The sequence below is a fragment of the Moorena sp. genome (assembly GCF_982860115.1).
Genome location: NZ_CEYLVT010000122.1, coordinates 1 through 12,654 on the forward strand (window position 1 = coordinate 1; position 12,654 = coordinate 12,654).

The 12,654-nt window shown below is 42.4% G+C and carries 9 protein-coding genes and 1 pseudogene; all 10 read right to left on the bottom strand.

Going from position 1 to position 12,654, the window contains the following annotated elements:
- Positions 1-952, bottom strand: a pseudogene (locus AC4II3_RS19780) (hypothetical protein); the annotation flags it as partial.
- 245 nt (positions 953-1,197) lie between these two features.
- Positions 1,198-1,992 carry a phage tail protein gene (locus AC4II3_RS19785; protein WP_488014040.1) on the bottom strand — a complete coding sequence of 265 codons (795 nt, stop codon included), beginning with the start codon at positions 1,990-1,992 and terminating at the stop codon, positions 1,198-1,200.
- Positions 1,993-1,998: 6 nt separating this feature from the next.
- Positions 1,999-3,012 (bottom strand): baseplate J/gp47 family protein, encoded by a 1,014-nt coding sequence (locus tag AC4II3_RS19790; RefSeq protein ID WP_293114509.1) that lies wholly within the window; start codon positions 3,010-3,012, stop codon positions 1,999-2,001.
- Positions 3,013-3,024: 12 nt separating this feature from the next.
- The gene (locus AC4II3_RS19795) at positions 3,025-6,282 is read right to left on the bottom strand and encodes a putative baseplate assembly protein (RefSeq protein ID WP_488014037.1); all 3,258 of its coding nucleotides are present in this window, start codon (positions 6,280-6,282) and stop codon (positions 3,025-3,027) included.
- Positions 6,282-6,674, bottom strand: coding sequence for a GPW/gp25 family protein (locus AC4II3_RS19800; RefSeq protein ID WP_075905909.1), 393 nt, complete (start codon positions 6,672-6,674; stop codon positions 6,282-6,284). The genes AC4II3_RS19795 and AC4II3_RS19800 overlap by 1 nt, the downstream gene beginning before the upstream one ends.
- A 13-nt stretch (positions 6,675-6,687) precedes the next feature.
- Positions 6,688-7,086 carry a PAAR domain-containing protein gene (locus AC4II3_RS19805; RefSeq protein WP_488014034.1) on the bottom strand — a complete coding sequence of 133 codons (399 nt, stop codon included), beginning with the start codon at positions 7,084-7,086 and terminating at the stop codon, positions 6,688-6,690.
- 143 nt (positions 7,087-7,229) lie between these two features.
- Positions 7,230-7,877 carry a phage baseplate assembly protein V gene (locus AC4II3_RS19810; protein ID WP_488014032.1) on the bottom strand — a complete coding sequence of 216 codons (648 nt, stop codon included), beginning with the start codon at positions 7,875-7,877 and terminating at the stop codon, positions 7,230-7,232.
- Entirely contained in the window at positions 7,874-8,947 is a 1,074-nt protein-coding gene (locus tag AC4II3_RS19815) for a phage late control D family protein (RefSeq protein WP_488014030.1), read from the bottom strand. Before AC4II3_RS19815 ends, AC4II3_RS19810 begins: the two co-directional genes overlap by 4 nt.
- A gap of 202 nt (positions 8,948-9,149) precedes the next feature.
- Complete coding sequence (locus AC4II3_RS19820; RefSeq protein ID WP_488014028.1) at positions 9,150-9,866, bottom strand: CIS tube protein; 717 nt, start codon at positions 9,864-9,866, stop codon at positions 9,150-9,152.
- Entirely contained in the window at positions 9,863-12,550 is a 2,688-nt protein-coding gene (locus AC4II3_RS19825; protein WP_488029438.1) for a hypothetical protein, read from the bottom strand. The genes AC4II3_RS19820 and AC4II3_RS19825 overlap by 4 nt, the downstream gene beginning before the upstream one ends.
- Positions 12,551-12,654: the final 104 nt, after the last annotated feature.

Sequence of the window (12,654 nt, forward strand, 5' to 3'; positions counted from 1 at the left end):
CAGAACCATCCCCTTCAAACCTAGTGGCTTTAACAGTTCCAGCTACCTCTAATTTTTCCGTAGGATTATTTTTGCCAATACCAACATTACCATCCACTGTCAGAGCACCAGTGGTATGTAACTCATCATCCACCCTCAACGCTCCAGATGAATGCCCTGAGCGAATTACTCCTGTAACTTTCACTTCATGATTATCCGCATCCCCCAAGGACACATCCCCAACAATATGCTCGGTATCACGGGCAATCACATCCCCTTTTACTTCCAGATTTCCATTCACTGTCAGGTCACCATCAATGGTTGAATTTCCGGTCAGATTTAAGTTTTCGGCGGAAATGGTACCATCTAGCTCTAAGTTATCGAGGTTAGATAACTTAGCACCAGCAAGCTTGCGTACAGAATTATCCACTGCATTTTCAGTAACCTCACCGTTGTTGTCTAGGGTCACCTGTGCCAACAGAATCACATTATCATCGGTAGGGGCAAAACCAGTTTTTACATCTACATTACCGTCTTGGAGATTGTCTTTACTTGTTTTACTCCCGTAAATGACAAACTTGGGACGTTCAGAGGTGCGAGTGTATTTTTTATCATTACCTACCGCTACTTCGTCACCATCATCCTTAATTTCATCATAGATGACGGTAATTTCAATAGTTGTATTGGGTTCTAATACATCTACATCTAAGTTAATCGTGTTAATCGTGTCCGGTACTGTACAATCGGGTAAAATAACAATTTCTCGACCATATTTATCAATGGCCATGCCCTCACTAACCGCAATTTTTTTCGGCTCGGCTCTGGTTACTTTTAATCCTTCCACCACACCCCATTCATGGAGTAAGCTATTGTGACGCAGGCGCATGTCACGATGGTAGGTTTGCTCATCGTTAAAGTCTTTTTCTAATAGAAACTGGGAAGTAAAGTAATTGGGACGTTGAATATATTTCATAATCGTTAAGTAGTCGGAAAAAAGTAAAATTAACTGTTGAAATAGGGAGCAGGGAGCAGGGAGCAGGGAGCAGGGAGCAGGGAGCAGAGGGACTTTTGGCAACTTTACACAAGTTAGTACAGTCGTCCAGGTATAGCAGTCGCCAGGGCAGTTAGGACATGACAAAAGTCTCAAACCTAAGTAAGCGCAAGAGTTTGACTTCTGACTTCTGACTTCTGACTTCTGACTTCTGACTTCTGCTATACTTACTCTCCTAAGATAGATTCGTCATTTTCGGTAATATTGCCCAAAATAGTATTAATTCCAATCTGGGAACCCGTAACTTCTTCAGAATCAGAATCAGACTCAAAAGTACCACCAATCTGCGTGGTGTAAATAATTTCTAGTCTGTACTTGCTATGGGCTGGTTTTTCCTGTTCGATGATAGCATTAGCGATTTCTATTTGTCGTTTGAGTTGCTCTGGGTTTAATCCTTGAGCTGGAGTAATTCTTACTATAAAAAAGTGGGGGATACCACCACCAAGGTAAGTGCCTCTACCCAGGAGCGATCGCGAGGGAAGTCCTTCGGGGTAAATTGGAATTTCTTCGGGGTCAATTGGGTTTTCGGGCTCCAGGAGTTGGGTGTCACCAATTTGAAATTCGGCATTGGAAGCGTCGATAATGGTGACTTTTTCCTCGTCCTCTAGAAATAATTCTAGCAGTTCTTGTAAATTGTCTTTAGTCCCTCGGAAACGATACAGTCTGACAGTATTGGCCAGAAATTTCCGTTGTTTTTGGACATCTAAATCTGCTCTGAGACTCAACGCCACCCAGCTAGATAACCAGGGTAGGAAGTCTGGGGGTGTTTTTTGGGGATGGAAGTAATTAGAAATACGGGCAATATTTTCTTCTAAACCCTGCTCACAAAAGTTGATCCCATGTGCACGACCCAAAAGAATATTTTCAAAGGGTAGTAAAAATTGACCAACGAAAGGATCGCTTTGATAAATCTCTGGCAGATAGTCTAACAGTTTACTGGGGTAACGGGCTGAGTTTTTCATTGGTTTTTAACCGTTGAAATCAAGGGTTTCTAAGGGGGATATGATGTCTATATCGCTGGCGGTAATATCTAAATACACTAGTTCTTCTGGTTTGACCTCGATGGCACTTAGCTGTCCGTTGGTTTTAACTAGGCGTTGTTGATTGTTTATGGCATCAGGACGAGGAAAAAATACTTCGTCTTGGTCTTTATCTTCCTTATTGGTTTTTTCTACATAATCCACACCTTCTAGTTCATCAAGTAGTTGATAAACTTCCGAAACATAAACATTTCGACCAAATGGCCAACCTTGAGGATTGTCAGGATTTGGTAGGGGATCGAAAAAGTTTTCCAGTGCGTTATTTATGTTGGTCCTAGTGGTTGCTACGTCTGCTTCTCGGTTGAGGTGTATGGTTAATCTGATGCTAATGGTGATGTAGCGTGGCATAACTACATGGATTGCCGTGCCAATCAATCGCCGTTCTTCTAAGTGGTTTTTTACCTCGTTAATCAGCCTTGAGCTTGGTTGAGGGGGGCTATTTTCACGATTATTGCTGTCGGGGATAATCACAATACTCACATGACCTGGTTGATCCACAGGTTCGACTAAGGTATTTTCGACTAAGGCATTTTCCGAATCAAGGTTACGTCGAGGTATACAGTGTGCCCTGGCAACGGTATCATCTGCATCATTTGGTTTCATTTCTCGGGCTAATTCCACAAAGTCGGCACAGGTGATGGCTCGGTAGCGATCGCGTACTTGGGTAATTGCCTCTTTAATCTCTGTCTGTAAATCCTTGGTTTGCTGCCAATCTGGTCCATTCAGCAGTTGTAAAAACATCCGCATATTGGCCTCTGTCACCCGATTTTGCCGATAGAGCAGCATTTCGGTAAGGTAGGCAAACAGCTCAATAACGGTAATACCAGGATCAGAAGGATTGTGATTAGTCCATTCGGGGGCATAGCTGGGAATCATACCCAGGGCTTCTTGCACCAAGTCATCATAGGTGCGGTCATCAAGATTAGGCAATTCTATTGGCATGAGTTACCCTCCTCAGGATTCCACAAAGGTTAAAGTGATGGTGTGGTTGCCGGAATAGACTAAAAAGCGATTAGTCTGGCTAGCACCTTCTAGTTCTTCGATGTCATTCACCTCCAAGCTAGAAACATGGTCTACTCCCGGCACTCTCTCCAGTAGTCGGTATAAGTCCGATTTATAGGGTTGACGACCAAAATTCCAACCCATTCCGTCAAAACCCCCCGTGAGGGGATGCAGAAAACTAGCTAAGGTTTGTTCCACGGTTTGTCCTACCTCACGAGATCCTTCTAGGGAAGTGACAGCAATTTCAGTGGTAATATTGACACGGACATAGAGAGCGCCCACTACAGAGATTGCCACTGTGGGTTCGGTGTAGGCTTGTAGGTAGTTTTGGACGCGCTTGATTAGCTCCAAACTGGGTAGGGGTTTAGCTTCCGTGGAGCGGGGTACAATAATTACACTCACTGTTCCCGATAAATCCGGCTTGGTCTCCAGTCCAGCCAGGGGATTGGTTTTCAAATTGGCTAAGGGTACACACTTGGCTCTGCTTACCTCTGGTGAAGCCAGCTTGGCTAAATCTTCGTAGTCTTCCCTAGTCACAGCACGCTGACGATGGCGAATTTCCTTAGGTGCGCGCTGGATTAGGGAGTCAAGGCTTTCCGCTTCTGCCCCCCCTGCTGCTGCTTGATGGTTAATCACTTTGTCCACATAGGGGACTGTGGTTTTGAGTTGGACAATCGCCCCAGCCGGTTTGTTTCCAGCAGTTCCACCACCAGTTTGATAGCGACTCATGCGGATATTGCCTTGACCAGGAGGAGGAATCAGTCCATTGCGTCCATCCCCAAAGGTGATTTTTCCGGTAAGATTATCAAAGACATAATGGCGATCCCGTGGTTCTGATTGATAGAAATCCGGAACTTGATGCCAACGGACCCAAATCTCTTGCGGTCTTCCGGTTTCATTAGTAGTAACAGTAATAGCCTTTTCCCCTTCTTCAAGGACAATTTTGTCTTTTTCTAGGGCAGAAGGTATTTCCGGTTCCCGCACTTCCAGCTCTTGACCTGCTAAAATTGGCTGACTAGTTGTCTGAAATGTTTGATTTTCAGTCCCGTCACTGGAGCCAACAATTTCCTTTTGGATCGTAGCTGTTTGTGCTGCCATGGTAGTGTTAAGCAGTACTTGTTTCAGCCTAGGTTCAACGTCGTAGTCACCCTTTAACCATTTAACCCGCAGCCAATAACGGGGAGGTAAATTAAAGTCTTCCCTTGGTGAAAAATCCCCTGGTGGCAGAAATTCAATTAAACCGGAACGGGTAAAGTTTTCCGTTTCATCTCTTATGGTTAGTTGTTGCCATGCTTGGCCATCCCAATATTCCCATAATAGTTGAACTTGTTCAGTTTGATCCAATTGGAGCACATCCGTTGAATTAGGTAATAACGGGACATTATCGTCTCCATATTTTACCTCAGTTACACAGTAAAAAAGGCTGATCTTACGATTGGTAAATTCTGTTCTAGCTAATGGTAAACTAAAGCCCAGATAGAAAGCTTGTTTTTTAAGGTCGGTTCTTGTAAAAGGAAAGAAAGGTTTAGGACTATTAGTTAAATAAACGAAGTCATTGTAGGTGATAACCTCTTCTGGTTCTTCGTCTGATAGTGTTAAGGTGTGGCTAACTACAATTGATTCAATCAAGGGTGGCGCAAACGTTGCTTCCTGAAATTGATAGCTGTCTTCTACTTGTTGATAGGATGCTTCTCTACCATAGTTTCCGGCACTAATTCGCACACGAATCCAGAAACTTTCTACTCCATTAATAGTTGTGGAAGCCGGTTTTTCAAATAAGGGAAACTTTACCTGACCATTTCCAGTAAAAACTTTGGTAGTGTCTTCAAATTCAGCTTCTGGATTGTTACTAGTGTTGTCTGAAGCAACTGCAGTTCCTAATTCTTTCCAGACCTTACCATTCCAAAATTCCCACTTAAGTCTTAAATTATTTGAAGCGTCTGTAGGTAAAGGAAAGTCATCTGGTTCACCGCTACCTTCTGTTATGGAATGTACTGTAGGAACGCCATCTGGTTCATCGCTAGTTTCTGTGGCGGGATTTCTCAAGTTAACCTGAAGAGTAATTTGAGCATTTTCTTGAGAAAAAATTTGACTATTGGCTAAATATAAGGTATCTCCAAGCTTCGGTTTTTCACCAAAGGGAAAAAACTCTTTAGTTAAATCAACGGGTAATTGATTAAGAAAAGCCGTTTCAATTAATAGGTTGCTAGAAATAATACTCGCTTCAAGTTTGATATCCTCAATTTTCGGTAATTGATTGACACTGGTAATGGCAGTAACTAACTGGCAGCGAAGCCAACGATTAGTTACTGAATTAACAGTAGTTAACGGTAAAGCGGTAATATTACTAAATTCAATGTCGCGATCGCCAATTTGAGTCAAGCCTTCAGTAGTTTCATTATTGCTCGGTGTAATATCTTGCCAATTAGCTCCATCTTCCGTTTCCTGCCAAATTTGCCATTCTACTTCTCCTGGAGTACCAAGGGCTTGTGATAAATTAATCTTTACTTTAAAGGTATCAATTTCAGCAAACCCTAAAAGTTTGCTATGCCCAATGTATAAACTATGTTCAATCTCTTGGTTGCCCCGAAAAATATCAACGCCTGGTGATGCTGGTGTAGTAATAATTGAACTATGATTACTATACAAATCCTGTTCTGGATCCCGCACAAAAACAGAGTCTAATTTTGCGGCTGTTACTACCAATTCCCGTTCAGTTTCAAAAATAACAGGGTCTTGTTCTCCTTCCGCTGGAGGTGCAGCAACTTGTGTCCCTTTTGGGACTACTGCATCAACGATAGTTCCGGCAGCTAAGGAAAATGTCAAGGGTACTCGTGCTGGTTGGGGTGGTAAGCGAGACGCTCCTAATAAATCTAAAAAGGCTAAGAAGTTTTTATCGGGAACTTGATTGAGTCGCTCGATAATTATCTCGGCAAAACGGGCAAAGATATTAACTATAGCAGCACTCCTTCCTTGAACAGGTTGAGTTTCTCCTGTATAGTGTTTGATAAGTTCCTGAAGAGGTTTAGTTTCTCCTGTATCTGTATGTTTTCTAAATTCCTGAAGTAGTAATGCGAGTCGATATAAGCCGCTCTGTATAAGGAGCGAGAAGGCAAAAATCACTACTTTACAGGAATTTTGTCCATAGAGAACTTGATCGGCAATATCCTTTGCTGTCCGTTGATCAATTTTGGGCGCTAGTTTAACCATCAACCTGCACTCCCTTCTAGATAAAATGGATAAACTAGGTTAAAAACATTATTGGTTGCTCGCACTTGATAGTCGATATTGACCAGCATTTGTTCTGGAATAGGGGATTGAACGCGCACATCTATAACATCAATGCGGGGTTCAAAGAACAGTAAGGCTTCCTGTATAGCTTGGGATACTTTACCAGCAGTGGCAGGTGAATTGGGCTCAAAAACTAAGTCATAAATGCTGCAACCAAAGTCGGGACGCATGGCTCGCTCACCTTTGGCAGTACCAAGGATAATTACGATTGACTGGCGTACACTCTCTTCATATTCCGCAAGTTGGAAATCTCCCTTAGTATCTAAACTGATGGGAAATCCTACTCCAACACCTAAAAAGGGTTTTGACATAACCTTCTCCTTTTCAGCCAATAAAAACTGTACCCACTGCGATTACTTGTCCGATTGGTAAATCGGCAGGATCATTACACGTTTCAGCAATATCTCCATTTCTGGCTGCTTGTTTACCGTTAATTTTTACCGTTGGGCTACCAATTTTAATGGTTCCTTTATTAGCAGGAGGACTTTGAAAGGAAGTGCCAGGAGGTGTGGGAATATGAGGTGGAGTATTATCCGCAGTGCTATCCACAGTTGCTGCTGGCATTCCCATAATGTTGACATCACTGCTGAGGTTGCCATTGATAATGCCCGTAAAAGGATGAGGTAGAGGAGTTGGCACTGGTCCCCCTGGGGAGGGTACCATAACAATATGAGTATCAATAGCGGTAATTTGGTCCCCTTGTTTAGCTGCTGGTTGTCCCATAATTAAATTATACCTCTTAAAAAAATACTTTTATAATAGTGCTTTTTTTAGTTCTATCTTCTGACTTTCCTACTCCCTGCTCCCTACTCCCTACTCCCTAAAACCTAGAAATAAAGTCTCTCAATGAATTGAGAAATACTCTACTAGTTTAGATTAATAGTTTGACCTTTAAGATTCATGGTGCTGCTGGCTTTAATATCCATTCCTGCACCGGATTCAACTTTGGTATCTGCTGAAGATTTGATTTCAATATTTTGTGCCTCTAGTTTAATATTACCTTGGGATGCTGATAAAGTAATGTCTCCATCGGTGGTAATAGCAATGGTGTTGTTAGCTGTATCAAAAATAATACTATTTTTCTCGGTTTTATCGACAATTTCAATAGTTTCCGCCCCCTCTTCATCATTGAGACGGATGACATGACCGCTACGAGATTTGATTACCCGGATATTATTAGCACCATCTTCATTAGTTGCTGGTGGTAATTCTTTACCATTCCACAAAGACCCGATAATATAGGGCAAACGGACATCACCATGTTCAAAAGCTACTAATACTTCGTCATCTACTTCCGGCAAAAAATAAATCCCTCTTTCATTTCCCGCCATTAGTGTGGCTACCCGCGCCCAGTCACTTTCGTCTTCATCACTTAGCCAGGGGTATTTCACTTTAACCCGACCTAGTCCTTCTGGGTCTTCATTGTTGGTAACTACACCAACTACGACACCATAAATACGAGAAGCATGAGCTTCCCTTTGCCCCGTATCAGTTAATAGGTCAAATAACTTCATGTGCTGTTCCTCCGAGCTGTAAAATGGGTACGATATCCCGACTGGGCGTGATAATGATTAACAGTGGCAGTGACATAATACTGACCGTTGAAGCGTTTTGCTAAGCCCTCAATCTTGATGACTTTGCCTGCTCGTAAATCTGTACGCCCCCAACAAACCCCTTCACCAGTAACTAAGGTCAGTGCGACATTATTGAAGCGGGCTTTGGCAAATTGATCTGCTTCTGCTTGAGTTAATACTGGGCGATCGCTTACTTGGACAACTGCTGTACTAAAAGCGTCTTTAACCAGGGCAGCACCACTTTTTTGTCCCCCCATTGTTGAAACTTCATCCCCAACCTTTGCTTGTCCAACAATCTCTTGCTTTTCTTTAGGATTCCAACCCCGCACTGTTAACTCACTTATTTGGCCCATAGAAGACAAATGGGGATAAAATTCCATCAAGTCATCTTCAAAGGTAAGGGTTAGAATCTCACTTTCGGCATTGCCTACAGCTCGGAAAAATAGGGTTTTATCTTCAACAACTACTTCGTAGTTAATCCGTTTGGCTCTCTGTTGCAAAAACTCAATGTCCGTTTGCTCGGCTTGTAAAATATATTCATGCACTACCTGGCTATCTTCAACTTTAGCCGTGAGTCCTGCATCCCTGGCAATTTTGGCAGCAATATCACTATCTTTTTGCTGGAGGAAGGTTTGGGTTTTTTTACCTAGCTGGAGACGATGGCGACGGTCATAACCCCGCACCGTTAACCTGGGCAGTCTATCAAAGACAAATTCTGGGTCTATGCCGGTAATTTCGCCAACAATCAGGGTTTCTAAATCATCATCATAGCCGAGTTTAACCTCCACGACATTGCCAATGGCAAACAGTTTTTCGTCATTAATCCAAGTCGTTTCTTCTTGCTTACTATCTGAATCTGTAAGTTCCAGTGTAAACATGCCTGGTAATTTCACATCATGGTCAACGGTAAGGCTAATGACGTGCAATTTCGCTTCCACAGGCAAGGGTGAGCCGTTGATGATAATCTCAAAATTAGGAACAAGAGGGCTTTCGCGGTTAGCAACTGGCATAGATCATTTCTATTTGAGTTGTGAATATAGGATTGATGGTAAAAGGGAGCAGGGAGCAGGGAGCAGGGAGCATTATGAAAGAGCTTGGAGGATTTTTTGGTGTTATGAAAAATCAGCAAGATTGTTCATGACCTATTAGCTGATAGCTGATAGCTGATAGCTGATAGCTGATAGCTGACAGAAATGCTATAGAACATTGCCCTCAACCTAATTTTGGGATAGTTAAGGTTTGACCAATGTACTTTTCTAAGTTACGTGGATCATCGAGTTGATTAGCTTCGGCAATAATGCGCCAAAGTTTAGGATTCCGGTAAAATTGGGCTGATATATTGCTTAACGTATCGCCACCCTTGATAATATGAGTGGTAAGTTCAGGATCGGTTTGACGTTGATCTGCTAAGGGAGGGAGAAATTCTAGGACAGTAAGGTTTAAATTGGCTCTTAGGGGTTTACCATTGCTTTTAAAGAGGGTAAAGTTTTGGGTCAAACTGGTAATGACACCAATAAAAGGGAAATCGGAACCGGGAGGAGCGTCACCCCAAGAAATTTCACAAATTAGCGGATGACCTTGATCTCGATCAATGCGAGTTAGAGCTACAATTTTGTTGGTTTCTTGTCGAACATCCTGAAAAATAATGCTTTCAGTGACATCGAAAAACAGTTCCAAAGTTAGCTGACGACTACCTCCTCCTTTAAATTGGACCGTGGGGGCATTAACCTGTCTTTGGGTGTTGCATTCTTCTCCACTGGAGTTGTCCGTTGGTCCCCAGTTGACTGTTTTACTGATAGAATAAGATTCTGGATTGAATTGCACTGAAATTGGGGAAAACCTTGTGTACTGATTATCCTCTTTTTTTAAGGGAGTAATGGTCAATTTCCCTAATCTCAGCGTATTTAATATTCGTTGTAATAGTGTCATTTACGAAGCCCCCGACGTTCCCTTTCTACCATTAGTTTACGAGCCAGAATACGACTGACTTGTTCAGCCACTTTGCTTAAATCTATCCCTGATGCTGATGCTGTTTCTGGGGTAGACATCGGGGTTGTGGCATTTCCCGACTTTGCTTGAACGGTAGAGTTTTCCACTGCATTGGTTTGACGTGCGATCGCTCCATTTGGTTTTATTTGGGTGATTGCTAGAGGTAGAGGCAGTTTCTGATGATGGGAGCTTGTGGTTGATAACCCTTTACTAGCCTCTATGGTATTAGCCTCGATGGTATTGGTAGTTTTCAGCCAAACCCTGTTTAACTCAGATGAGGAAGATAACTGGGTAGGGGTTGTGGAAACTACACTAGGGTTACTAGCAATTGAGGCTTTTTGGGATAGTTGTACAGGTAAATTTCCCTGCTGTTTCTGTATGATACCAGTTGGTTGATAGTTTTTTTCTGCTAGTTTTGTTTGGATAATTCCTTTACTTAAAGGTTGATTTTTAGCTTGAATCGTGCTTTGGGATGATGGACTATTTGTTTTAGCGAGAGGTAAATCTAGACTAGAGTTACTGTGACTTATAGTTTGGGAATGACTAGCTTTACTTATGGTATCACCTTGAGAGGTAATCTGACCTGATTTGGGCGGATTCGGGATAATTTTGGCTTGAATTACTGTCTCCTCGTTATCCTCTTTTCTAGATACTGTAGTTGGAGATGAGGCACTTGTAGTTTTTGCTAGAGGTAAATCTAGACTAGAGTTACTGTTAACTTGACTTGGGGAATTACTAGCTTTACTTATGGTGGGACTTTCAGAGATTAGTTTACCAGAAGTTGGCGAGAGTTTAGCTTGAATTACAGTATCCTCGTTATCCTCTTTTCTAGATACTTGACTTGGGGATGAGGCACTTGTAATTTTAGCTAGAGGTAAATCTGGACTAGAGTTACTGTTAACTTGACTTGGGGAATGACTAGCTTGAGTGATGGTGGGACTTTGAGAGATTAGTTTACCGGAATTTGGCGAGAGTTTAGCTTGAATTACTGTCTCCTCGTTATCCTCTTTTCTAGACACTGTAGTTGGGGATGAGGCACTTGTAGTTTTTGCTAGAGGTAAATCTGGACTAGAGTTACTGTTAACTTGACTTGGGTAATTACTAGCTTGAGTGATGGTGGGACTTTGAGATATTATACCGGAATTCGGGATAATCTTAGCTTGAATTACTGTATCCTCGTTATCCTCTTTTCTAGATACTGTAGTTGGGGATGAGGCACTTGTAGTTTTAGCTAGAGGTAAATCTGGACTAGAGTTACTGTGACTTATAGTTGGGGAATGACTAGCTTGAGTGATGGTGGGACTTTGAGAGATTAGTTTACCAGAAGTTGGCGAGAGTTTAGCTTGAATTACTGTATCCTCGTTATCCTCTTTTCTAGATACTTGACTTGAGGATGAGGCACTTGCAGTTTTAGCTAGAGGTAAATCTGGACTAGAGTTACTGTGACTTATAGTTGGGGAATGACTAGCTTTACTTATGGTGGGACTTTGAGAGATTAGTTTACCGGAATTTGGCGAGAGTTTAGCTTGAATTACTGTCTCATCGTTATCCTCTTTTCTAGATACTGTAGTTGGGGATGAGGCACTTGCAGTTTTAGCTAGAGGTAAATCTTGAGCTGAGTTTTGAAAAGAATCACCTGGAGAGGTAATCTGACCTGATTTGGGCTGTAAGGGCGAAATTTTGGTTTGAATTACAGTCTCCTCGTTATCCTCTTTTCTGGAAACTGTACTTGAAGATGATGGACTATTGGTTTGAGCAAGAGGTAGATCTGGAATAGATTTACTTTGAACTCTAGCAACATGACTAGCATTAGCTGCTGTCATGGTTGCTTTTCGACTAATCCGCAACGTTCCCGATTTTTCAGGGTAGGGAGGTGACGAAGAGCTACTGGTTTCAGGTTTAGTTTGAGTTACTGTAGGATTGGTACTAGATTTAGTACTAGATTTAGTAATAGATTTAGTATCTCTTTGCGCTTGTACAGTATGAGACTCATGACGTGATAAGGTATTAACTTCTGCCAAGGTTGCTTTGCGATTAATCTTAAGCTGTGGTTGTGTTCCTTGCCTACTTCCCTTCTCCCCAGTTTCCTTAATTGTGTTCCCAAGGGTACTAGAGGAAGCAGACTTAGGCTTTTTTTCTACCAATGAAACTGGGGTTAATGAAACTGGGCTTTTACTCTGGTTGTGGTTAGTTTCTTTGACCAATGGCTTGGTCATTACTGTTACTTTCTGGGATATTGCTGTCGGACTTTTCCCTACAATTTTCCTACTATTGTCCCTACTATTATGAAATGCTCTTGGTTGAGTCTGCACAAAGGTTTGAGCTGTTTTTCCCGTTCCTGAATAGCCGTCAGGATTGACTCGCCATTGCCCATCAAAACCGTCGGCTGATTCTGTGCGCTGTCGCTGAAGACGTGACATGATCGCTGTAGGCTGCAAAACTCCAGAACCATAACGGAATTTTACTTGTTCCGGTAACATGGACTTTTGTACAAGTCTTCCCGCTGTCCCTTGAGTAGCTTGGTAATGAGAATGTAACTGCTGGGTATTAATTACCCCAGCAGGTTTAACCAGTCGCCGCTGTAGACGTTGCCCTAAGGTTGAACTGTAAGGAGAATCTTCCATTGTTTTGTTGCAATATAAAGAGCAGGGAGCAGGGAGTAGGGAGCAGGGAGTAGGGAGCAGGGAGCAGTAACGGGCAAGATGCCCGTTCCACCCACCAGGTCAAG

Bases quoted from the DNA above. Each gene is read 5' to 3' on its own strand.
- AC4II3_RS19785 (WP_488014040.1), bottom strand. From the start codon at position 1,992: ATGAAAAACTCAGCCCGTTACCCCAGTAAACTGTTAGACTATCTGCCA.
- AC4II3_RS19790 (WP_293114509.1), bottom strand. From the start codon at position 3,012: ATGCCAATAGAATTGCCTAATCTTGATGACCGCACCTATGATGACTTG.
- AC4II3_RS19795 (WP_488014037.1), bottom strand. From the start codon at position 6,282: ATGGTTAAACTAGCGCCCAAAATTGATCAACGGACAGCAAAGGATATT.
- AC4II3_RS19800 (WP_075905909.1), bottom strand. From the start codon at position 6,674: ATGTCAAAACCCTTTTTAGGTGTTGGAGTAGGATTTCCCATCAGTTTA.
- AC4II3_RS19805 (WP_488014034.1), bottom strand. From the start codon at position 7,086: ATGGGACAACCAGCAGCTAAACAAGGGGACCAAATTACCGCTATTGAT.
- AC4II3_RS19810 (WP_488014032.1), bottom strand. From the start codon at position 7,877: ATGAAGTTATTTGACCTATTAACTGATACGGGGCAAAGGGAAGCTCAT.
- AC4II3_RS19815 (WP_488014030.1), bottom strand. From the start codon at position 8,947: ATGCCAGTTGCTAACCGCGAAAGCCCTCTTGTTCCTAATTTTGAGATT.
- AC4II3_RS19820 (WP_488014028.1), bottom strand. From the start codon at position 9,866: ATGACACTATTACAACGAATATTAAATACGCTGAGATTAGGGAAATTG.
- AC4II3_RS19825 (WP_488029438.1), bottom strand. From the start codon at position 12,550: ATGGAAGATTCTCCTTACAGTTCAACCTTAGGGCAACGTCTACAGCGG.